General features: G+C 71.4%; 24 protein-coding genes and 1 riboswitch. Of the genes, 3 read left to right on the forward strand and 21 right to left on the reverse strand.

The genetic code is table 11. The features are described from left to right. The 4 genes from RQG84_RS14790 to RQG84_RS14805 form a co-directional block, all read right to left on the reverse strand. A complete protein-coding gene (locus RQG84_RS14790) occupies window positions 1-1,302 on the reverse strand; it encodes a dihydroorotase (RefSeq protein ID WP_311210621.1) in 1,302 nt (433 codons plus the stop codon). Continuing rightward, window positions 1,299-2,264 (reverse strand): aspartate carbamoyltransferase catalytic subunit, encoded by a 966-nt coding sequence (locus tag RQG84_RS14795; protein WP_311210622.1) that lies wholly within the window; start codon window positions 2,262-2,264, stop codon window positions 1,299-1,301. Before RQG84_RS14795 ends, RQG84_RS14790 begins: the two co-directional genes overlap by 4 nt. After that, window positions 2,261-2,854 carry a bifunctional pyr operon transcriptional regulator/uracil phosphoribosyltransferase PyrR gene (gene pyrR / locus RQG84_RS14800; RefSeq protein WP_311210623.1) on the reverse strand — a complete coding sequence of 198 codons (594 nt, stop codon included), beginning with the start codon at window positions 2,852-2,854 and terminating at the stop codon, window positions 2,261-2,263. Before pyrR ends, RQG84_RS14795 begins: the two co-directional genes overlap by 4 nt. A gap of 90 nt (window positions 2,855-2,944) precedes the next feature. Further along, complete coding sequence (locus tag RQG84_RS14805) at window positions 2,945-3,910, reverse strand: hypothetical protein (protein ID WP_311210624.1); 966 nt, start codon at window positions 3,908-3,910, stop codon at window positions 2,945-2,947. 147 nt (window positions 3,911-4,057) lie between these two features. Here RQG84_RS14805 and RQG84_RS14810 point away from each other — a divergent pair, with 147 nt between their 5' ends. Next, window positions 4,058-5,236: a DUF222 domain-containing protein gene (locus RQG84_RS14810; protein ID WP_311210625.1), complete on the forward strand. Its 1,179-nt coding sequence runs from the start codon at window positions 4,058-4,060 to the stop codon at window positions 5,234-5,236. A 101-nt stretch (window positions 5,237-5,337) separates the two neighbouring features. After that, window positions 5,338-5,913, forward strand: a complete 576-nt coding sequence (locus RQG84_RS14815; protein ID WP_311210626.1) for a GNAT family N-acetyltransferase — start codon at window positions 5,338-5,340, stop codon at window positions 5,911-5,913. A gap of 21 nt (window positions 5,914-5,934) precedes the next feature. Here the strand turns inward: RQG84_RS14815 and RQG84_RS14820 are convergent, their stop codons facing one another. The 10 genes from RQG84_RS14820 to aroC form a co-directional block, all read right to left on the reverse strand. After that, the gene (locus tag RQG84_RS14820; RefSeq protein ID WP_311210627.1) at window positions 5,935-6,903 is read right to left on the reverse strand and encodes a glycine betaine ABC transporter substrate-binding protein; all 969 of its coding nucleotides are present in this window, start codon (window positions 6,901-6,903) and stop codon (window positions 5,935-5,937) included. A 1-nt stretch (window position 6,904) separates the two neighbouring features. Further along, window positions 6,905-7,696, reverse strand: a complete 792-nt coding sequence (locus RQG84_RS14825) for an ABC transporter permease (RefSeq protein WP_311210628.1) — start codon at window positions 7,694-7,696, stop codon at window positions 6,905-6,907. Continuing rightward, window positions 7,693-8,898: a betaine/proline/choline family ABC transporter ATP-binding protein gene (locus RQG84_RS14830; RefSeq protein WP_311210629.1), complete on the reverse strand. Its 1,206-nt coding sequence runs from the start codon at window positions 8,896-8,898 to the stop codon at window positions 7,693-7,695. Before RQG84_RS14830 ends, RQG84_RS14825 begins: the two co-directional genes overlap by 4 nt. Beyond that, window positions 8,891-9,538, reverse strand: a complete 648-nt coding sequence (locus tag RQG84_RS14835) for an ABC transporter permease (protein WP_055970427.1) — start codon at window positions 9,536-9,538, stop codon at window positions 8,891-8,893. Before RQG84_RS14835 ends, RQG84_RS14830 begins: the two co-directional genes overlap by 8 nt. 152 nt (window positions 9,539-9,690) lie before the next feature. Beyond that, window positions 9,691-10,095 carry a transcription antitermination factor NusB gene (nusB, locus tag RQG84_RS14840; protein WP_055970429.1) on the reverse strand — a complete coding sequence of 135 codons (405 nt, stop codon included), beginning with the start codon at window positions 10,093-10,095 and terminating at the stop codon, window positions 9,691-9,693. Next, window positions 10,095-10,658 (reverse strand): elongation factor P, encoded by a 564-nt coding sequence (gene efp / locus RQG84_RS14845; RefSeq protein WP_055970431.1) that lies wholly within the window; start codon window positions 10,656-10,658, stop codon window positions 10,095-10,097. The genes nusB and efp overlap by 1 nt, the downstream gene beginning before the upstream one ends. After that, window positions 10,658-11,776, reverse strand: a complete 1,119-nt coding sequence (locus RQG84_RS14850; protein ID WP_311210630.1) for a Xaa-Pro peptidase family protein — start codon at window positions 11,774-11,776, stop codon at window positions 10,658-10,660. The genes efp and RQG84_RS14850 overlap by 1 nt, the downstream gene beginning before the upstream one ends. Beyond that, complete coding sequence (gene aroB / locus RQG84_RS14855) at window positions 11,773-12,888, reverse strand: 3-dehydroquinate synthase (RefSeq protein WP_311210631.1); 1,116 nt, start codon at window positions 12,886-12,888, stop codon at window positions 11,773-11,775. Before aroB ends, RQG84_RS14850 begins: the two co-directional genes overlap by 4 nt. Continuing rightward, complete coding sequence (locus RQG84_RS14860) at window positions 12,885-13,400, reverse strand: shikimate kinase (RefSeq protein ID WP_311210632.1); 516 nt, start codon at window positions 13,398-13,400, stop codon at window positions 12,885-12,887. The genes aroB and RQG84_RS14860 overlap by 4 nt, the downstream gene beginning before the upstream one ends. Further along, on the reverse strand, window positions 13,397-14,575 hold the full coding sequence (gene aroC / locus RQG84_RS14865; RefSeq protein ID WP_055970439.1) for a chorismate synthase: 1,179 nt from the start codon (window positions 14,573-14,575) through the stop codon (window positions 13,397-13,399). The genes RQG84_RS14860 and aroC overlap by 4 nt, the downstream gene beginning before the upstream one ends. Window positions 14,576-14,639: 64 nt before the next feature. Beyond that, window positions 14,640-14,704: riboswitch (guanidine-III (ykkC-III) riboswitch) on the forward strand. Window positions 14,705-14,714: 10 nt separating this feature from the next. Between aroC and RQG84_RS14870 the strand changes: the two genes are divergently transcribed. Beyond that, window positions 14,715-15,029, forward strand: coding sequence for a multidrug efflux SMR transporter (locus RQG84_RS14870; protein ID WP_055970441.1), 315 nt, complete (start codon window positions 14,715-14,717; stop codon window positions 15,027-15,029). A gap of 7 nt (window positions 15,030-15,036) precedes the next feature. Here RQG84_RS14870 and RQG84_RS14875 read toward each other — a convergent pair whose 3' ends face one another. The 7 genes from RQG84_RS14875 to RQG84_RS14905 are packed head-to-tail and all read right to left on the reverse strand — an operon-like array spanning window position 15,037 to window position 21,671. Further along, entirely contained in the window at window positions 15,037-15,738 is a 702-nt protein-coding gene (locus RQG84_RS14875; RefSeq protein WP_311210633.1) for a prepilin peptidase, read from the reverse strand. Window positions 15,739-15,748: 10 nt separating this feature from the next. After that, entirely contained in the window at window positions 15,749-16,597 is an 849-nt protein-coding gene (locus tag RQG84_RS14880) for a shikimate dehydrogenase (RefSeq protein ID WP_311210634.1), read from the reverse strand. Beyond that, window positions 16,590-17,720 (reverse strand): endolytic transglycosylase MltG, encoded by a 1,131-nt coding sequence (gene mltG, locus RQG84_RS14885; protein ID WP_311210635.1) that lies wholly within the window; start codon window positions 17,718-17,720, stop codon window positions 16,590-16,592. The genes RQG84_RS14880 and mltG overlap by 8 nt, the downstream gene beginning before the upstream one ends. Before the next feature lie 7 nt (window positions 17,721-17,727). Next, window positions 17,728-18,174, reverse strand: a complete 447-nt coding sequence (gene ruvX / locus RQG84_RS14890) for a Holliday junction resolvase RuvX (protein ID WP_311210636.1) — start codon at window positions 18,172-18,174, stop codon at window positions 17,728-17,730. 10 nt (window positions 18,175-18,184) lie between these two features. Further along, on the reverse strand, window positions 18,185-20,863 hold the full coding sequence (gene alaS, locus RQG84_RS14895) for an alanine--tRNA ligase (RefSeq protein ID WP_311210637.1): 2,679 nt from the start codon (window positions 20,861-20,863) through the stop codon (window positions 18,185-18,187). Beyond that, the gene (locus RQG84_RS14900; RefSeq protein WP_311210638.1) at window positions 20,863-21,153 is read right to left on the reverse strand and encodes a DUF6167 family protein; all 291 of its coding nucleotides are present in this window, start codon (window positions 21,151-21,153) and stop codon (window positions 20,863-20,865) included. Before RQG84_RS14900 ends, alaS begins: the two co-directional genes overlap by 1 nt. Next, a complete protein-coding gene (locus RQG84_RS14905; protein WP_311210639.1) occupies window positions 21,150-21,671 on the reverse strand; it encodes a hypothetical protein in 522 nt (173 codons plus the stop codon). Before RQG84_RS14905 ends, RQG84_RS14900 begins: the two co-directional genes overlap by 4 nt. Between the last annotated feature and the right edge of the window lie 51 nt (window positions 21,672-21,722).

A 21,722-nucleotide genomic window follows, 5' to 3' on the forward strand; every position in this document is an offset into this window, starting at 1 on the left:
TCATGCGTGCACTCCTTCGGTCAGCTCGCCGGACAGGACGGTGGGGACGCCGCGCAGGAACGTGGCGACCACGCGGCCGGGCAGCTCGCGCCCGGCGTAGGGGGTGTTGCGCGACAGCGACGCGGTGTCCCCGGGCACCACGGTGCGGGTGGCTGCGGGGTCGTACAGCACGACGTTGGCCGGCTCGCCCACGGCGAGCGGGCGGCCGTGCTCGCGCACGCGGCCGATGCGGGCCGGACGCGCCGAGAGCACCTCGGCGACCTGCTCCCAGGAGAGGGCGCCGGTGTCGACCATCGACTCCTGCACGATGGACAGCGCGGTCTCCAGGCCGATCATCCCGAAGGCGGCGGCGGACCACTCGCACTCCTTGTCCTCCATGGGGTGGGGGGCGTGGTCGGTGGCGACGATGTCGATCGTGCCGTCGGCAAGACCCTCGCGCACGGCTGCCACGTCGTCGGCGGTGCGCAGCGGCGGGTTGACCTTGTAGATCGGGTCGTAGCTGCGCACGAGGTCGTCGGTGAGCAGCAGGTGGTGCGGCGTGACCTCGGCGGTGACGTCGATGCCGCGGCTCTTGGCCCAGCGGACGATCTCGACCGACCCGCGGGTGGACAGGTGGCAGACGTGCAGCCGCGAGCCCACGTGCTCGGCCAGCAGCACGTCGCGGGCGATGATCGCCTCCTCCGCGACGGCGGGCCAGCCGACGAGACCGAGCTCGCCGGACAGCGCACCCTCGTTCATCTGGGCGCCCTCGGTGAGCCGCGGCTCCTGCGCGTGCTGGGCGACCACGCCGTCGAAGGCCTTGACGTACTCCAGCGCGCGGCGCATCAGGACGGCGTCGGACACGCAGATGCCGTCGTCGGAGAACACCCGGACGCCGGCGGCGGAGTCCGCCATGGCGCCCAGCTCGGCGAGTCGCTCGCCCTTGAGGCCCACCGTGACGGCGCCGACGGGCTGGACGTCGCAGAAGCCGCCCTCGCGGCCGAGCCGCCAGACCTGCTCGACCACGCCGGCCGTGTCTGCGACGGGCGAGGTGTTGGCCATGGCGTGCACGCAGGTGAAGCCGCCGCGCGCTGCCGACTGCGTGCCGGTGAGCACCGTCTCGGCGTCCTCACGGCCGGGCTCGCGCAGGTGGGTGTGCAGGTCGACGAGACCGGGCAGGGCCACGAGGCCCTCGGCGTCGAGCACGACGGCCCCGTCCGCGTCGAGGTCGGGACCGATCTCGACGATCACGCCGTCGCGCAGCAGCAGGTCGACGGGGTCGCCGCCCAGCGGACGGGCGTCTCGCAGGAGGTAGGAGGTCATGCCGTTCCTTCGTTCTGGTTCTGGGAGCCGCCGAGCAGCAGGTACAGGACGGCCATGCGGACGGCGACGCCGTTCGTGACCTGCTCGACGATGACGGAGCGGCCGGAGTCGGCGACGTCGGCGCTGATCTCCATGCCGCGGTTCATGGGGCCGGGGTGCATGACGATCCCGTGGTCGGGCAGTCGGTTCATGCGGGCGACGTCGAGACCGTAGCGACGGCTGTACTCGCGGGCGCTCGGGAAGTAGGCGTCGTTCATCCGCTCCCCCTGGACCCGCAGCATCATGAGCGCGTCAGTGCCCTCGAGGGTCTCGTCGAGGTCGTAGGACGTCTCGACCGGCCAGGTGTCGACGCCGACGGGCAGCAGCGTGGGCGGCGCGACGAGCGTGACGTGCGCGCCGAGCGTGTGCAACAGCAGGGCGTTGGAGCGCGCCACCCGGCTGTGCAGCACGTCGCCGACGATGGTGACGCGCTTGCCGGACAGGTCGGCGCCGGTGCCGTTCGTCGCATCGTCGGTCAGGTGGCGGCGCATGGTGAACGCGTCGAGCAGAGCCTGGGTGGGGTGCTCGTGCGTGCCGTCACCGGCGTTGACCACGGCGCCCTTCGTCCAGGCCTCGTGCGCGAGCCGGTGCGGGGCACCCGACGCGCCGTGCCGGACGACCACGGCGTCGGCGCCCATGGCCTGGAGCGTGAGCGCAGTGTCCTTCAGGCCCTCGCCCTTGGAGGCGCTGGACCCCTTGGCGGAGAAGTTGATGACGTCGGCGGAGAGCCGCTTGGCCGCCGCCTCGAAGCTGATGCGGGTGCGGGTGGAGTCCTCGAAGAAGAGGTTGACCACGGTGCGCCCGCGCAGCGTGGGCAGCTTCTTGATCGGGCGCTGCGCCACTCCGAGGAGCTCCTCGGCGGTGTCCAGGACGTGCACCGCCTCGTCACGGTCGAGGTCGCCGGCGCTGAGCAGGTGCTTCATGCCACGCCTCCCTCGATGGAGACGGCGTCGGGCCGGTCGTCGGCCTCCGAGAGGCGCACGCGCACCTTCTCGGTGAGCGACGTCGGCAGGTTCTTGCCCACGAAGTCGGCGCGGATCGGCAGCTCACGGTGACCCCGGTCGACGAGGACGGCGAGCTGCACGGCCTTGGGGCGGCCGAGGTCCGCGAGCGCGTCGAGCGCGGCGCGGATGGTGCGACCGCTCATCAGCACGTCGTCGACGAGGACCACGGTGCGTCCGTCGACGTCGTCGGGGATGTCGGTGTGCTCCAGCGACCGGACGGGGCCGCTGTGCAGGTCGTCGCGATACATCGTGATGTCGAGCGCGCCTGCGTTGATGGAGCGTCCCTCCACCTCGCTCATGCGGGCGGCGATGCGCTTCGCGAGCGGCACGCCACGGGTGGGGATGCCGAGGATCACGAGACCGTCGGCATCGCGGTTGCGCTCGAGGATCTCGTGCGTGATCCGGGTGAGGGCCCGGGAGATGTCGGTCTCGTCGAGGACGGTGCGCCCCACGTCGGAGGGGGTGGCTGCACGAGCGTCAGGACCGGATGTGCCGTCGGGCACGACCATGTCTGACCTCCTTCTCCGCCTCACGGGACGGTGGTTAAAGGATGTCGGGTGGAACGTGGCCGAGCCTAGCAGCGGCGGCCGGTGGCACCGTCAGGGGTCAGGAGTGGCGGACAGGGACCGGGTGCGTTCCTGGAGGTCCTCGACCAGTCGACGACGCGCGCGCGGCTCGACGCCGGTCGTGACCAGGGTCCAGCGCCACCGGTCGTCGGTCCAGACCGTCTGCTCGGCGCCCTCGTCCTCCTCGTCCACGGGCGACCCGAGCGGGTGCCGCAGCAGGTGGAAGCCTGCGCTGGCGCTCCAATGGACGAGCGCGCCACCACCGCCGTCGTCGACATGGCCGAAGGTGTCACCGCTGCTTGCCACCCACAGGTCACCGAGACCGAGCGAGGCGACGAAGGCCTCCTCGGCACGGCGCTGGACCTCGACCTCCTCCCGCAGCTCGTCAGGAACGTCGTCCTCCCCGAAGGCGTGGACCGCCGAGAATGGTCCGTCCCAGACGAAGAGGTCGTCGGGCAGCGACTCGACGACGCGCAGCTCCTCCCAGCGCGCAAAGTCTCCGTGGACGGTGTTGCTCTGCGCCAGGAGTCTGCCGTCGAGCGCGTCGACCACCTCGACGAGCTCGCCGTCCTTGTGGCGGGGCGGCGCCAGTCTCACCTCCCACGCGTCCCTACCGAGGAACGTCGTGCGCTCCGGCCGCGCGGCGGGGCGGTTGTAGTCGCTGCCGTCCGGACGCCAGTCCCACGGCTCACGTCGTCTCAGGACGAACGAGACATCGTCGTGCGGGTGGTCGCCGCAAGCCCGCTCCGTCCGACGTGGTTCGCCGAGCTCCCCGTCCTCGTCGTCGAAGGTGTAGGTGTAGCGATCACCCTGGATGGTGCGCGGCCGGCCGGAGAGGTGCTCCGCGCGCCACCGCTGACCGTGCTTCCGGACGCGGAAGCGAGTGAGCTCCTCGGATCCATGGTCGAGCCGGACCGCGACGACGCCCTCGGTCGGCTCCTCGGTCTCCTCACCCGCGGACATGCGCACGAGGATCTCCAGCCACGTGGGATCGGTCATGGGAGCAGGCTCCCACGACGGGTCCGCCCGACTCGTCGTTCGTCGTCGGGAAGCGCTTACTCCCCCAGGGCAGAACCCCGGAATGGCAGGACTTTTCCGGGACCTTCGACTCTTCGATATCGCTCATGCGTTCGTTATTGTGGTCTTATGATCACGCAGCGCCTCGCCGAGCAGCTCACCACGGCTGCACGTGCATTGCGTGAGTTCCCCACGACCACTGATGCGCTGCGGCTTCTGCAGGTCGTGCAGAACGCGATCGATGCGGCGAAGGTCGAGCTGGTTGCCGAGATGGCCGCGCGCGGCGACCACGAGGCCGAGGGGTGCTCGAGCGTGAAGAACTGGTTGCGTGACCAGCTGCACCTCGATGCGAAGGACGCATCCCAGCTCACCAGGTCCGCGCGGACGCTGAAAGACATGCCCGAGCTCGCCGATCTGGCCAGCGCGGGCGCCGTGTCACTCGATCATGTGGATGCGTTCACCTACGCGAGTCGTCACATCGACCCGGCGGTCGTGGAGGTCTCGATGGACTGGATGCTGGACCTCGCGGCGAAGGCCGAGCCCAAGAAGATGCGCCAGGCGGTCAAGAAGCTCCGCGACGCTGCGCACCCCGACGACCTCGACGAGGCCTGGATCAAGGGCATGGCCAAGCACGACATCAAGATCTCACCGGTCGGAGAAGGCTTTCATGTCACTGGGTTCCTGCCGTTCGACACCGGCACCAAGTTCAAGACCGTCCTGCAGTCCCTGTCCGCACCCACCTGCGCCGAGGACGACCGCCCCGTCAACGAACGCCGCGTCACCGCCCTCGACCAGATGCTCAGCAACATCCTCGAGTCCGGACTTCCCCAGGACAAGGGCGTCCGCCCCCACGTCTCCATGACGCTCGACCTCGCCGACCTCGCCCAGGACGCTGACACCACGACCGCCGACCTCGCCGGGTTCGGCACCATCGGACCGGCCCAGCTCCAGCAGATGCTCTGCGACTCCGCGCTCACCCCGATCCTGACCGCCGGCAAGCACTCCGTCCTCGACGTCGGCCGCACCGCACGGCTCGCCACCCCCGCCCAGCGCAAGGCCGTCGTCACCCGGCAAGGGGGACGCTGCGGCGGGCTCGGCTGCTGGGGACCCATCGTCCACATCCACCACGTCCAGTACTGGTCCCACGGCGGCGCCACGGATCTGAAGAACCTCATCGGGCTCTGCCCACGCTGCCATGCACTCGTGCACCAGGGGTACTTCACCATCGATCCCACCACCCACGAGATCGGCCGCACCCTGCGCACCCACCGCACCGGCAGGCACATCCGCATCGCCCGAGCCGGCTGAGCCTCCTCCCCCATGCCGAACGCACCGCGGATGCCTCAGCGTCCGAGTTTCCCCGCTTCGATGATCAACGAGATGTCGCCACACGAGAGGCACACTGGACCATGGCCGTCACGACCCGTCCTGCCACCGTCTTCGAGGACGTCCGCACCATGGTCGGCCCCAAGCGACCGGACGCGAACGTCTGCTGGTGCCTGAGCTACCGGCTCACCTCGTCCAAGGAGAACCGCGAGCTCGCTGCCGAGACACGGGGCGAGAAGGTGCGTGAGCTCATGGAGCAGGGACCACCCGGCGTGCTGGCCTACGACGAGGAGGACGAGGTCGTCGGGTGGGCCGCCGTGCATCCCCGCGCCGACACCTCGTTCGCGACCAGCCGGAGGATCCCGCACGTCGACGACCTCGACGTCTGGTCGATCTGGTGCATCCGCGTCCGTCCCGGCCACCGCAAGCAGGGGATCTCCCACGCGCTGCTGGCCGGCGCGGTCGACCTCGCCCGCGAGCAGGGGGCCCCTGCGGTCGAGGGCTACCCCGTCGACAACCGCGGCGAGAAGGTCGACCTGACCATGGCCTACGTCGGGACGAAGGCGCTGTTCGAGGCCGCCGGGTTCACCCAGGCCGCCGAGACCACGTCGACCCTCGCCGGCTTCCCGAGAGTCCTCATGCGGCTCGACCTGCGCTGACCGGCGGAGCCGGGAACGGCCCTACTTCACCAGTCCCTCGGACTTCAACCAGTCGCGCGCGACGATCGCGGGGTCCTCCCCCTCGACGTCGACCTTCGCGTTCAGCTCGAGCATGACCTCGTTCGTCAGCTTGGACAGCACCTGGTCGAACAGGTCTGCGACCTCCGGGTGCTTCTCGAGGAAGGACGTCTTCGCCACGAAGCTCAGGTTGTAGAGCGGGAAGAACTCGCGGTCGTCCTCGAGCACCCTCAGGTCCAGACCCGGGATCCGGCCGTCGGTGGTGAACACCTCGCCGAAGTTGCAGGTCCCGTTCGCGGTCGCCGTGTAGATGACGCCGGTGTCGAGGTTCGTGACCTTGGCGAGGTCGGACTCGGTGAGGTCGTAGGCCTCGAGCATCGGGACGAAGCCGTCGTCGCGCTTGGCGAACTCGCTCTCGACGCAGAACGTCAGCTCCTCCGGGGGCAGGTCGGCCAGCTGCGACAGCTTGGTGATGCCGAGCTCCTCACCCTTCTTCTCGGCGATCGCGAAGGCGTACGTGTTGTTCATCGGCGCGTACGGCAGCCAGGTCAGACCGTTCTTCAGGTCAGCGTCGTACACGGCCTTGTACTGCTGCTCCTCGCCCTTCACGGGCTTGTCGTTGCCGAGGTAGTTGATCCAGCCGGTGCCGGTGTACTCCGGCGAGATGTCGACGCGACCGTCGAGCAGCGCCTGCCGGACACCGAAGCTGCCCGGGGTGTTGCTGAGGTTGGTCACGTCGGCGCCCGCCACGCTGAGCACGGTCGACATCATGTTGCCGAGCACGAGCTGCTCGGTGAAGTCCTTCGCGGCGACGGTGACCGGCACGTCCTCGAGCGACGTCACCGGCTTGATGGTCCCCGGCTCGGCTCCGAGCACGGCGCCGGAGGCCGACTGCAGGCCGCAGCCGGCGAGGGCCAGGCAGAGCAGTCCGGCGACGGTGCCGACGATCTTCTTGCTGGGGTGCTGACGCATGTCAGCCCACTCCCTTCGGCGCAGCCGCGATCTCCACGAGACGAGCCAGCCAGTCGATGAACAGGGCGAGGGCGGCCACCAGGACCGCCCCGACGACCAGCGTCACGTTCTGCTGGAGCTTGATGCCCGTGGTGATGAGGTCGCCGAGTCCCCCGGCTCCCGTGAACGATGCGAGGGCGGCCGTGCCCACGATGAGCACCAGCGCCGTGCGGACGCCCGCGACGATCACGCGCAGCGCCAGCGGCAGCTCGACCCTCATGAGGGTGCCCAGGGCCGAGACGCCCATCCCCCGCGACGCCTCGATGAGACGCCGGTCGACACCATCGATCCCCGTGACCGTGTTGGCCACGATCGGCAGGATGCCGTAGACCGTGAGGGCGGCGATCGCCCCGGTGCGGCCGACGTCGAAGATCACGGCACCGAGCGCGATGAGCCCGATCGCGGGCGCGGCCTGGCCGAACCCGGCGACGGTGATGATCGGCTTGGAGTAGCGGCGCATCGGCCCGCGCGTGAGCGCGATCCCGAGCGGGATGGCGATCAGGCAGGTGAGCGCGGTGGCGATCAGGCTGATCGTCAGGTGCTGCTGCGTGAGGTCGAGCAGGTTGCCGGCCGTCAGCGAGCGACGCTCGACATCGGTGATCGAGGCGGTGTTCACGTACACCAGGCAGCCGGCGACTGCGGCGACCACGACGAGCGGCTGCCCGATCCACCGCGCGATCCCCGGTCGGTCGACCGTGACGGTCGGAGTGGCGGCCTCCCCGGCGACGGCCGGAGCGGCGGTGGCGGCGCTCACGGCTCCACCGGACGCGCCTCGGCGGCGGCGCTGCTGATCTGCTGCATCGCCTGCATGATCGTCTCGACCCGGACGACGCCCTGGTAGGAGTTGCGCCGACCGGTCACGACCACCACGCCGTGCGACGACGTGAGCATCTCGTCGAGCGCGTCGTTGAGGGTCGAGGCCGTGCTGACGACCTCGAGGTCACGGTCGCGCGAGATGCCCGTGAGGGAGCCCGCCCGCTCGAGCTCCTTGACCGAGACCCAGCGCTGCGGACGCTGCTGGTCGTCGAGGACGATGACCCACTCACGGCCCTTCGCGCGGGCGTCCTGGATCGCGGCCGCGGCGTCGCCACCGACCTGGGCGACGGCGGCCTCGTGCAGCTCGACGTCGCGCACGCGGGTGAGCGTGAGCTGCTTGAGCGCGGCGCCGTGGCCGACGAAGCCCTCGACGAAGTCGCTGGCCGGTGCGGCCAGGATCGCCTCGGGCGTGTCGTACTGGACGATGCGCGAGCCGACGTCGAGGATCGCGATCCGGTCGCCGAGCTTGACCGCCTCGTCGAAGTCGTGGGTCACGAACACGATGGTCTTGCGCAGCTCCTCCTGGAGCCGCAGCAGCTCGTCCTGGAGCCGCTGACGCGTGATCGGGTCCACCGCGCCGAACGGCTCGTCCATCAGCAGGACGGGCGGGTCGGCGGCCAGGGCCCGCGCCACGCCGATGCGCTGCTGCTGGCCTCCGGAGAGCTCGCGCGGGTAGCGGTCGCGGTACTGCGCGGGCTCGAGGTTGACCAGCTCGAGCAGCTCGTCGACCCGGGCCGCGATGCGGTCCTTCTTCCAGCCCAGCAGGCGCGGGACGATCGCGATGTTCTCGGCCACGGTGTAGTGCGGGAACAGTCCCGCACCCTGGATGACGTAGCCGATGTGGCGACGCAGGTCGTCGGCGTTGCGGTGCGTGACGTCCTCGTCGCCGATGAAGATCTTCCCGCTGGTCGGCTCGATCAGCCGGTTGATCATCTTCATGGTGGTCGTCTTGCCGCAGCCCGACGGGCCGACCAGCATGACGATCTCGCCGGCGGGGATCTCGATGGTGACGTCGTCGACGGCGGCGTCGGCCTGCCCGCCGTAGCGCTTGGTGACGTTCTCGAGCAGGATCCGCTGGCCGAAGGACCGCCCGGACTCGGTGTCGGTCTCTGGCGTGGACGGCTGGGTGGTCTCAGACACGGATGCCCCTCGAGGTCGTGACGCGGGTGAGCAGGTTCAGGACGAGGTCGAGCAGGACGGCGAGCACGATGACGCCGAGGGTGCCCGCCAGGATGGAGTTGGTCGCGTTGGCGCCGCCGGTACGGGAGATGCCGGAGAAGATGTAGCCGCCGAGCCCCGGGCCGAGCACGAAGGCGGCGATCGCGGCGATGCCCATGAGCATCTGCCCCGAGACGCGGACACCGGTCATGATCACCGGCCAGGCGAGCGGCAGCTCGAGCCGCACGAGCGTCGTCAGCCGTCCCATGCCCATCCCCCGCGCCGACTCCACGAGTGCCTGGTCGACGCCGGTGAGACCGACGATGACGTTGCGCAGGATGGGCAGGAAGCCGAAGAACACCAGGGCGATGACCGACGGGAAGACGCCGATGCCCACCACGCCGACCAGGAGGCCGAGCAGCGCGTAGGACGGCAGGGTCAGGCCGACCGAGGACAGGGCCTGCGCGATCGACGTCCCGAAGGAGGACCGGTAGGCCAGGACGCCCAGCACGATGGCGAGCAGCGTGGCGATCGCCAACGTCTGCACCACCAGGCTGAGGTGCTGGTAGGCCAGGAACGACAGCACGGACCATCGCTCCTGGACGAACTCGATGAAGCTCACACGTCGCCTCTCGTCAGGACGAGGACGGCGGGCGCGAGCCCCCGGTGCTCGTCACGGGTCCCCACGACCGTAACGAAGTTGTGCAGCGGTGCAAGTTTGAACGCGCCCGGATCGGGGTACAGGACCCGGTCCGGGCGACCCCGTGGCACCGCTCAGGCGGGGGTGGAGACCTCGAGGATGCGGCTCAGCAGGCCACCGACGAACTTCGGCGACTCGTCCGTCGACAGGTCGGCCGCGAGGTCGACGGCCTCGCTCACGGCCACGGGACCCGGGACGTCGTCGACGTGGAGGATCTCGTAGACCGCCACGCGCACGATGTTGCGGTCGACGCCGGGCATCCGGTCCAGCGTCCAGCCCCGCGCGTGCTCCGTGATCAGGGAGTCGATGCTCTCCTGGTGCGCGGCAACGCCCTCCACGAGCTGAACCGTGTACGGGTTGACCGGCGGGTCGTTCGTCTCGAGCCGGGCGGCGAGGGTGCCGCCGAGGGGGACGCCCCGCATCTCGGACTCGAAGAGGACGTCCAGCGCCCGCTTGCGGTACTTGGTCCTGGCGCCCATCAGGCCTTCACGCGACCGAGGTAGCCACCGTCGCGCGTGTCCACCTTGATCTTCTCGCCGGAGCCGACGAACAGCGGGACCTGGATCTCGCGGCCGGTCTCCAGACGAGCGGGCTTGGTGCCGCCGCTGGAGCGGTCGCCCTGCAGGCCCGGGTCGGTGTGCTCGATGAGCAGCTCGACCGACGCGGGGAGCTCCACGTAGAGCACCCGGCCCTCGTTGGTCGCGACCACCGCGTTCTGGTTCTCCAGCAGGAAGTCGGTGGCCGTGCCCATGGCCTCCGGGGGGATCTCGATCTGGTCGAAGGTCTGCACGTCCATGAACACGTAGCTCGAGCCGTCGTTGTACAGGTACTGCATGTCGCGCTTGTCGACGGTCGCGGTCTCGACCTTGGTACCGGCGTTGAACGTCTTGTCGACGACCTTGCCGGACTCGACGTTCTTCATCTTGGTGCGCACGAAGGCGGGACCCTTGCCGGGCTTGACGTGCTGGAACTCGACGATGGTCCAGAGCTGGCCGTCGATGTTCAGCACCATGCCGTTCTTCAGGTCGTTCGTGGTGGCCATCAGGCGATCTCCAGGAGCTCGGTGGTCAGGTCGGTCAGCACCTCGGGGGTTCCCGGGTCCGCCGGCGTGACGAGGACGGTGTCTTCGATGCGCACTCCCCCGCGGCCCGGGACGTAGATGCCCGGCTCCATGGTCAAGGTGGTGCGACTGGCCAGTGTACCGGCGTGCGAGGCGGCGATGAACGGGTCCTCGTGGATCTCCAGGCCCACCCCGTGCCCGAGCCCGGTCGTGAAGTGCTCGAGCCAGCCTGCGTCGGCGAGCACGCCGCGCGCGACGGTGTCGGACTCGGCCACCGGACGGCCCTCGCGCAGCACGTCCACTCCGGCCGCCTGGGAGGCCCGCACGGCCGCGTGCACCTCGCGCTGCCAGGCGTCGGCGGTGCCGAGCACGACGGTTCGCGTGCAGTCGGCGTGGTAGCCCGAGACGCGGGCACCGAAGTCGGTCTTGAGCAGGTCCCCTGGCTGCAGGACCCGGTCGGTCGGGTGGTGGTGCGGGACCGCCGTGTTCGGGCCGGACGCCAGGATCGTCTCGAACGCGACGGCCTCGGCGCCGAGCTCGAGCATGCGCCACTCGAGGTCACGCGCCACGTCGCGCTCGGTCCGACCCACCAGCGGGCCGGCCCACAGCCCCTCGAGCGCCTCCGTGGAGATCCGGCACGCCTCCCGCAGGGCGGCGACCTCGGTGTCGTCCTTGATGGTGCGAGCGTCCTCCACGAGTCGGCCGGCGGGCACCAGCGTGACCGCCGGGGCCGCCTCGGCCAGGCGGCCGTGGGCGTCGACGCTGAGCGCGTGCGTCTCGGCCGCCCACGACGTCTGCCCGGACGCGGTGATCCGCTCGGCGGCGACGCCCACGAGGTCGCGGGTGATGACGTGCTCGAGCCCCGGCACCTCCTGCGCGGCCTGGTCCCGGTAGCGACCGTCCGTGAGGAAGACCCCGCTTCCGTCGGCGTGCAGCACGAGCGCACCGTTGGAGCCGGTGAACCCCGTCAGGTACCGCACGTTGACGAGCGTCGTGACGACGAGGCCGTCGCGTCCTGCCTCCGAGAGCGCGGCACCCACCCGACGTCGACGCCGCGCGAGGTCGTCGGCGCCTGGCGTGGTGCCCAGGGGCGCCGTCATCGGGTCGTGAGCGCGGCGAACGAGTCGCGCAGCGTGGTCTCGTCGGGACCGGCCAAGATGGTCGTGCGTCCCAGGTCCTCCAGCACGACGAAGCGCAGCTGGTCGCCCCGCGTCTTCTTGTCGAGCCGCATGGCCGCGAGCAACGGCGTGAAGGCCCCGGCCCAGGTGGTCGGCAGCGCGAGCGAGCCGAGCACGTCGCGGTGACGCTGCACGAGGTCGGCGTCGATGAGGTCGTGCCGCTGCGCCAGCTCGGCCACGAAGACCATGCCCACGCTGATCGCCTCGCCATGGCGCACGGAGTAGTTCTCCTCGCGCTCGATCGCGTGGCCGAGCGTGTGCCCGTAGTTGAGCGCCTCCCGGCCGATCGACGCCTCGTCCTCGCGGGAGCCACCGGTCTCCCGCAGGTCGCCGGCCACGGTCCGGGCCTTGACCCGGATGCCCTTGGCCACCAGCTCGGCGAGGATCGGTGACGTCGGGTCGAGCACCGTCGCGGCCCCCGCCCCCTCCACCAGCTCCAGGATCGACGGGTCGGCGATGAAGCCGCACTTGACCACCTCGGCCAGGCCGCTGCGCAGCTCGGCCGACGGCAGGTCCGTGAGCAGCTCGAGGTCGCACAGCACGCCGACCGGCTCGTGGAACGCACCCACCAGGTTCTTGCCCGCGGCGGTGTTGATGCCGGTCTTGCCGCCCACGGCAGCGTCGACCATGCCGAGGACGGTGGTCGGAAGGTTGATGAACCGCACGCCGCGCAACCAGCTGGCCGCCACGAACCCGGCGAGGTCCGTGGTGGCTCCCCCGCCGAACCCGACGACCACGTCGGACCGCGTGAACCCCGCCGTGCCGAGGACGCCCCAGCAGTACTGCAGCACCTCGGCGGTCTTCGCGGCCTCGCCGTCGGGGAGCTCGACGAGGTGCACGTCGACCGTGTCGGTCGCCTGCTCGGTGATCAGCTGGGCGCGCAGCCGTGCTGCACGCTCCCGCAGGGCCGCCGGGTGCAGGATCGCCACCCGCCTCACGTCGTCGCCGACGAGCGAGGCCAGGCGGGCCGATGCGCCCGCGCCCACGACGACGTCGTAGGGGGCTGCGGTCTCGACCCTGATGCGGGTGGTCACGGGTGGATCTCCTCCTGGAGGAAGCGTCGGACGAGGTCGGCCACGTCGGCGGGGTCGAGGTCGTCGGTGACGACCGTGTGGACCGCGAGGCCCTGGTACAGGGGGCGCCGGGCGTCGAGCAGCGCCTTCAGCGTGGCGCGCACGTTGCCCAGCAGGAGCGGGCGGTTCGTCCCGAGCCCCACCCGCTGGGCCGCAGCGGTCAGCCCGACGTCGAGGAAGACGACGCGCTCGCCGCGCAGCATCTCCTGCGTCCGGGGGTGCATCACCGCACCACCGCCGAGCGCCAGCACCCCGTCGTGCTCGTCCAGAGCCGTGGCGACCGATTCCGCCTCGAGCTCACGGAAGTGCGCCTCGCCTCGCTGGACGAACAGGTCCTGCACGCTGGTCCCGACCGTGGCCTCCACGTCGGCGTCGGTGTCGCGCACCGTGGTGCCGAGCGCCTCGGCCAGCAGATGGGCCACCGTGGTCTTGCCGGCGCCGGGTGCGCCGATCAGGACGACGACCGGACTCAACGGAACCTCAGGTGGTCGCGGTAGGCCTCGACGTTGCGTCGGACCTCCTCGACCGAGTCGCCCCCGAACTTCTCGGTGATCGCGTCGGCGACCACGAGCGCGACCATGGCCTCGGCCACGATGCCGGCGGCCGGGACGGCGCACACGTCGGAACGCTGGTGGTGGGCACGTGTCTCCTCGCCGGTGGCCACGTCGACGGTCCGCAGGGCCCGCGGCACGGTGGCGATCGGCTTCATGGCGGCACGCACGCGCAGCAGCTCGCCCGTGGTCATGCCGCCCTCGGTCCCGCCGGAGCGGCCGGAGACGCGGCGGATGCCGTCGTCTGTCGGGACGATCTCGTCGTGGGCCAGCGATCCGCGGGTACGGGCCAGCTCGAACCCGTCGCCCACCTCCACGCCCTTGATGGCCTGGATGCCCATGAGGGCGCCGGCGAGGCGGGAGTCCAGACGCCGGTCCCAGTGCGTGTACGAGCCGAGGCCGGGCGGCAGGCCCTCCACGACCACCTCGACGACACCGCCGAGGGTGTCACCGTCCTTGTGGGCCACGTCGATCTCGGCCACCATCGCCTCGCTGGTGGCCGCGTCGAAGCAGCGCACCGGGTCGGCGTCGAGCGCCTCGACGTCCGAGGCGCTCGGCACGAGGCCCGCGGGCGCCGTGACGGTGCCCAGCTCGACGACGTGCGACAGGATCGTGGCGCCGGTGGTCTGCTCGACGAACTTGGCCGCCACCTCGCCGAGCGCGACGCGGGCGGCGGTCTCGCGGGCGCTGGCCCGCTCCAGCACGGGACGGGCCTCGTCGAAGCCGTACTTCTGCATGCCGGCGAGGTCGGCGTGGCCGGGTCGCGGCCGGGTCAGCGGAGCGCCCCGCTTGAGCCCGTCGAGCACCTCGGGGTCGACCGGGTCGGCCGACATGACCTGCTCCCACTTCGGCCACTCGCTGTTGCCGATGCGCAGGGCCACGGGGCTGCCCATGCTGACGCCGTGCCGCAGGCCGCCGATGACCTCGAGCTCGTCGGCCTCGAAGCTCATGCGCGCGCCCCGCCCGTAGCCCAGGCGGCGCCGGGCGAGCGCGTCCTGCACGTCCTTGCTGGTCACGTGCACGCCGGCTGGGAGTCCCTCGAGGATCGCGACGAGCGCGGGTCCGTGGGACTCTCCGGCAGTCAGCCATCGAAGCATGGGGGTCATTCTGTCAGGAGCAGTCGGGGCGGCACGGAGGGCCTGCCCGGCTGTGCCAGGATGGGGTCGCCCGCTCCCTGGGGGCTCGGACGAGGCTGCCGTACCCGATCAGCGCAAAGACGGCAGGTCAGGAGTCGTCATGAGCTGGATCGTGCTCGTCGGGTCAGGAGTGCTGGAGGCCGTGTGGGCCACGGCCCTCGGTCGCTCGGACGGCTTCAGCCGCCTCGTCCCGAGCCTCGTGTTCGGCGTCGCCCTCGTGCTCAGCATGGTCGGCCTCGCGTGGGCGATGCGTGACCTGCCGACCGGGACGGCCTACGCCGTGTGGGTGGGCATCGGCGCCACGCTCACCGCCGCCTGGGCCATGGCGCAGGGCGACGAGCCGGTGTCCGTGGCGCGGGTCCTGTGCCTGCTGGCCGTGGTGTCCGGGATCGTCGGGCTGAAGCTCACCCACTGACGCGCCGTCAGCGGAGCAGGGCCACCAGCGGCGGGCCGAGGAAGGCCCCCACGACGAGGTACGGACCGAAGGCGAACGGGTCACGGCGTCCGATCCGTCCCGTGGCGTACAGCCCCAGCCCGACGACGGCGCCCAGGATGAACCCCGCGTAGCCGCCGTACAGCGTCTCGGCGGCACCCAGCGCGCCCAGCAGCAGGCCGATCACGCCCGCGATCCGTACGTCGCCGAACCCGAACGGCTGGCTGATCCACCGGCCGAGGGCGTAGATGAGCCGGAAGACCCCGTAGAGCACGAGGTTGCCGATCAACCCCTTGAGGATGATCGACCGGTCCTGGGCCACGAGCGACGCCAGGCCGACGAGCACGAGCACCACCACGTGCAGCGGCAGCGTGAGGGCGTAGGGCAGCAGCCGGGTGCGCAGGTCGATGAACGACAGCCACGTGCCGACGCCGGCGAAGACCGCCCAGGCCGGCAGCAGCAGCGGCTCGTCGATGCCGAGCGCGACGACGAGCGCCAGCACCGCCGCGACCAGGGCGAGCGCCGGGGCGAGCCGAGGGCGTCGGGCGAGGTCGACGTAGAGCGGCTTCGGGGGCTCGTCGACCTCGGAGGGGTCCGGCTCCGGCTCGGGCAGCCGGGAGATCACGTGCGGGCCCAGCAGGCCGAGCACCCCCGCACCGACGGCGGTGGCGACGACGTAGAGGGTCTGCACGGCCGCAACCCTAGGGCACGTCGCGCGCGGCCGACAGCTCCGCGAGCGCGGCGTCGCGCAGCACGTCGACCTCGACCCGCGAGCCCGTCATGAGGGCGAGCTGCAGCACGGCCTGGTGGGCCAGGAGGTCGAGCCCCGACACCGCAGGACGGTCGGCCTGCTGCGCCGCGAGCAGCAGGCGGGTCGGCCACGGGTCGTAGACGACGTCGAAGACCGCGGCGGCGGACTCGACCAGCTCGTGCGACCGGGCACCGGCCGCGTCCTCCGGCACCGTGGAGACGAGCAGGTCCGCGACGTCGACGAAGGGGTCGTCGCTCGATCGCACCTCCACCTCGAGCCCGGCCGAACGCGCCGATGCCGCGGTCGTCTCGGCCCGCGCCACGTCGCGGACGACCAGCTCCATCCGGCGGGCACCCAGCCCCACCACGGCGTGGGCGACCGACGACGCCGTGGCACCCGCGCCGAGGACACGCACGAGCGGCACGTCGGCGATGCCGGCCTCCTGCAGCGCAGCGAGCGTGCCGGGCACGTCGGTGTTGTCGGCGCGGACCACGCCGTCGGCCAGCAGCAGGGTGTTCGCCCCACCCGCGGCGGCGGCGACGTCGGAGACGTCGTCCGCCAGCTCGAGCGCGTCACGCTTGTGCGGGGCGGTCACGGCGAGGCCGCGCCACGTGGGGTCGAGGCGCTCGACCCACGCACCGAGTCCCGCCGGCTCGACGTCGACCGCGTCGAACGTCCAGTCCAGGCCGAGCTCGGCGTAGGCCGCACGGTGCATGACCGGCGAGAGGGAGTGCGCGACCGGGTGGCCCACCACCGCACACCGTCGACGAGCGGGCCGCCCGGTACGCGGGTCAGCCACCACAGGAGCCGGCGCCGTAGACCTTCTGGCAGTCGGCGTTGTGCTGGGCGAAGTCGGTGTTGAAGATCGTGACGCCCTCCTTGTCGGCGAAGAAGTACAACCAGTCGCCGTCGGCGGGGTTGAGGGCCGCCTCGATGGTCTTCTCACCCGGTGAGCCGATCGGACCGGGCGGCAGTCCGGCGTTCTGGTACGTGTTGTACTCCGACGGGTTCGCGCGCTCCTCCGGCGTGGTCCACACGTCGCCCTCCCGCTGGCTCACGTACGAGACCGTGGAGTCCAGCTGCAGCGGCATGCCGTCCTCGAGCCGGTTGAAGAGCACCCGGGCCACCTTGGGGTAGTCCTCGTCGCGGGCCGCCTCGTACTCCAGGATGCTCGCCATCGTGAGGACGTCCTCCTTGGACAGCCCGAGGGCCTTGGCGCGCGCGTCGATGTCGAGGTCGGCCTCGACCTCGAGGGTCTTCTTGACCATCTGCTGCATCAGCTCGAGCGCCGTGGTGCCGGGCTCGACGGTGTAGGTCGCCGGGAAGAGGTAGCCCTCGGGGTTGCCGTTGGCGCCCTCGGGAAGGCCGAGGTCCTTCGGGTCGTCGAGCACCGCGGTGACCTCGTCCTCGCTGATCTCCGAGCCGGCGGCGATCGCCTTGACGATCTGGCCGACCCGCGAGCCCTCGGGGATGGTGACCTTGCCCTCGACCCGGTTGCTCGCGTCGGTGAGCTCACGCATCGCCCACTCCGCCGACATCTTGCTCCGCAGCTGGTAGAAGCCGGGCTGGATGGTCGCGAAGCGCTCGTCGTTCAGCGACAGCTGGTAGAACGCCTCGGCGCTGGCCACGACGTCCTGCTTCGCCAGGATCGACGCCATCGCCTGGCCGTCCGACCCGGCGGGGATCTCGACGACGACCTCACCGCTGCCCTGGCCGGAGTAGTCCTCCGGGCCGTTCAGGTACGAGCCGGCCTTGTCCCACACGACCTTGCCGCCGAAGACGAGGCCGGCCAGGACCACGAGCACCAGCAGGATGCGTCCCCAGCGGGGTCCGCGCTTGCGGGGGGCACGCCGGCCGCCGGCCTTGGTGGCACGTCGCCCACCACTGTCGGCGCCCAGGATGTCGAGTCCGCTGTCACTCACGTCGACCTCAGATCGTCTCGCCCGGGGCCGATCCCCGGGTCCGTTCGGTGTCCAGGGCGGTCTGCAGGATGACCGTGGCCGCAGCCTGGTCGATCACCGAGCGTCGAGACCGCCCGGACCGCCCGCCCTCGCGGAGCAGACTGTCCGCAGTCATCGTAGACATCCGCTCGTCGAACAGCCGGACAACTGTGGGCGTCACCGTGTCGGCGAGAGCGCGGGCGAACACCCGCACCTTCGCCGCCGCAGGACCCTCGCGCCCGCTCAGCGACACCGGGAGACCGACCACGAGCTCCAGCGCGTCGACCTCGGAGGCGAGGGCGGAGAGCCGGCCGATCGCGTCGGGTCCGGCGGCCACCGTCTCCAGCGGCGTGGCCACGAGCCCGTCGGGGTCGCACACCGCCACGCCGATGCGGACGTCGCCGACGTCGACGCCGAGCCGACGTCCCCTTCTCATCGGACCTGCCTCACCGAGAGACCGTCTCCCGCACGGTCTCGACGACCGCCCCGAACGCCGCGTCGATCCCGCCGACGTCGGTGCCTCCGCCCTGCGCGACGTCGGGCTTACCGCCGCCCTTGCCGCCGATGCGCTCACCGACGACCCCGACCAGGGTGTTGGCCGAGAGCCCGCGCTCCTGCGCTGCGGGCGTGACGGCCACGACCACGGAGGGTCGGTCGTTCGCGGTCCCGACGACCACCACCACGGCGGGCCGGTCCTGCAGGCGGCCGCGGACGTCGAGGGCGAGCGATCGGACGTCGCCGCCACCGACACCCTCGGCACGGTGCGTCACGACGGAGACCCCGTCGACGTCGGCCGCGGCAGCGGCGATGTCGCCGGCCGCTCCCTGGAGCTGCGCGGTCCTGAGCTTCTCGAGCTCCTTCTCGGTGGCCTTGAGCCGTGCCACGAGGTCGCCGACCCGCGCCGGCACCTCCTCCGGGCGCGCCTTGAGCACGTCGGTGAGCTGGAGCACGAGGTCGCGCTCCTTGGCCAGGTAGGCGAAGCCCTCGATGCCGGTGAGCGCCTCGATGCGACGGTTGCCGGCTCCGACCGAGCCGTCCGAGGTGATGACGACGGTGCCGATCTGGCTGGACCGCTCCACGTGGGTGCCACCGCAGAGCTCACGCGACCAGGGACCACCGATCTCGACCACGCGCACCTGCTCGCCGTACGTCTCGCCGAAGAGCGCGAGGGCGCCCCACTCGCGGGCCTCGGGCAGGGTCATGTACTGGGCCGAGACGAGCAGGTCCTCACGCAGCGCGCGGTTCGACACGTGCTCGACGTCGTGCAGCTGCTCGGGCGACAGCGCCCCGTTCCACCCGAAGTCGAGACGCAGGTAGCCGGGCCGGTTGTAGGAGCCCGACTGCAGCGCGGTGGGGCCCAGAACCTCGCGCAGCGCCGCGTGCACGACGTGCGTGCCCGAGTGCGCCTGACGCGCTCCGGTGCGCCACTCGCGGTCGACGTCGGCCGAGACCGTCTCGTCGACGACGAGCTCGCCCTCGAGCACGCGCACCTGGTGGACGACCAGGCCCTTGATGGGCCGCTGCACGTCGAGGACCTCGGCGCTGCCTCCCCCGCCCGACGTCCACGTGATGGTGCCCGCGTCGGCGTTCTGGCCGCCGGACTCCGCGTAGAACGGCGTCCGGTCCAGGACGACCTCGCCCACGCTCCCCGCACCGAGCGCCGGCGTCGCTGCGCCCTCGCTCAGCAGCGCGAGGACCCGAGACTCCGTCGACAGGGTCGTGTACGCCTGCCAGTCGGTCGGACCGTTCGCGTCGAGGGCCGCGCGGTACGCCGTGGTGTCGGCGTGGACGCCCTTCTTGGCCTTCGCGTCGGCCTTCGCCCGGGCCTTCTGCTCGGCCATGAGCGACCGGAACCCCTCGGCGTCGACCGTGAGGCCCTGCTCCTCGGCCATCTCGAGCGTCAGGTCGATCGGGAAGCCGTAGGTGTCGTGGAGCGTGAACGCCGCCGAGCCGGACAGGCCGCTCCCGCCCTCGGCCTTCACCTTCTGCGCCGCGACGTCGAAGATCTGCGTGCCCTTGCCGAGGGTGGACCGGAACGCGTCCTCCTCGGCGTAGGCGACCTGGGAGATGCGGGCGAAGTCGGCCTCGAGCTCGGGGTACGACGCCTTCATCCGGTCCTTGCTGACCGGGAGCAGCTCGGGCAGGGCGGGGTCCTCGTAGCCCAGCAGACGCATCGAACGCACCGCGCGCCGCAGCAGGCGTCGCAGCACGTAGCCGCGCGCCTCGTTGCCGGGGGTCACGCCGTCGCCCATGAGCATGAGCCCGCTGCGCACGTGGTCGGCCACGACCCGGAACCGGACGTCGTCCTCGTGGTTCGCGCCGTAGGCCCGTCCGGTCAGCTCGGACGCGCGCTCGATGACGGGGTACACCTCGTCGATCTCGTAGAGGTTCTGCTTGCCCTGCAAGAGGTAGGCGACGCGCTCCAGGCCCATCCCGGTGTCGATGTTCTGGCTCGGCAGCGGGCCCACGACGTCGAACTGGTCCTTGGCGCGGACGTTGGTGATCTCCTCCTGCATGAACACGAGGTTCCAGATCTCCAGGAAGCGGTCCTCGTCGACGACCGGGCCGCCGTCGGGCCCGTGCTCGGGGCCACGGTCGATGTAGATCTCGCTGCACGGGCCGCCAGGACCGGCGACCCCCATGTGCCAGTAGTTGTCGAGCAGGCCCCGGTCCTGGATCCGCTCGTCGGGCAGGCCCGCGACGGACTTCCAGAGCCCGCGGGACTCGTCGTCGCCCTCGAGCACCGTGACCCACACCCGGTCGGCGTCGAAGCCGAAGCCCCCGTCGTCGACGTGGCCGGTCACCAGGCGCCAGGCGTGCGTGATCGCACCCTCCTTGAAGTACTGGCCGAAGCTGAAGTTGCCGTTCATCTGGAAGAACGTGCCGTGCCGCGTGGTCTTGCCGACCTCCTCGATGTCGAGGGTGCGCACGCACTTCTGGACGCTGGTGGCGGTGCCGTAGGGCGGCGTCTCCTGGCCGAGGAAGTACGGCTTGAACGGCACCATGCCCGCGTTGACGAACAGCAGGTTGGGATCGTCCAGCAGCAGCGGGGCCGAGGGCACCACGGTGTGCCCGGCGGCCTCGAAGTGCTCGAGGAATCGGCGCCGGATCTCTGCGGTCTCCATCAGGGGTGGTCTCTCTCGTCGGTGAGCTCGGGACGGTCCGCGGCTGACTGGTCCGCGGCTGGGGCCTCGAGCGAGGGTCGGGGTGGGGTGATCTGGTCGGCGAGCCGGGACTCGGCGGTGGACATCCCGTCGCGGACCTCGTCGGCGAAGGCCCGCCACCCGGTGCCGAGCGCGGCGGCCTGGTCGATGAGTCCGGGCATCGAGACCCGGTAGGCGGCCCGCCGGGCCTTGGCGCTGACGTAGACGCCCACGGCCGAGCCGGCGACGAACCAGACGGCGCGCGGCTTCATCGCTCCCCCAGCCACTGGTCCGACGGCGTCGGCGGTGCCGTGGAGGCGTGGGCCGCACGAGCGGCCCGGCGTCCGGCCCGGAGCCGGTCACGTCGGCGGTTCCTGTACTCCCGGCGCATCAGGGCGCCGATCCGGTCGCGGCTCTCGGGCCTCAGGGCGTGAGCCACACCCTGGACGACCACGGCGAACCGGACCTGCGGTCGGCTGAGCGCGGCCTCGACGACCTGGTCCTGGGTGGGCGGCACGACGACTCGACCCTCGACGACGCGAGGTTTTAGCACCGCGGGCCGCGCCGCGAGCGTGGTGGTGTCCTCGTGCTGCGCCGCCGGCGCGGCCGGACGCTGCACCGACGTCGGTCGAGGCGCCGTGTCCTGGTGGGCCGCAGGTCCGGGGGCCGGAGCCACGGCACCGGCCGAACGGGCGACCCGGCGGGCGGCCACGACCGCCACGACCGCGGCCGCCACGGTCACGACCGCGAGGACCGCGATGGCGACGAGGACGGCGACGTCGGCGGACATGACCTCGAGGTTACTAGGGACGGGTGCGGCGTCGCCGCGCGCGGGGACGGT

Source organism: Aeromicrobium sp. WCS2018Hpa-31 (assembly GCF_031843905.1).
Taxonomy (GTDB): domain Bacteria; phylum Actinomycetota; class Actinomycetes; order Propionibacteriales; family Nocardioidaceae; genus Aeromicrobium.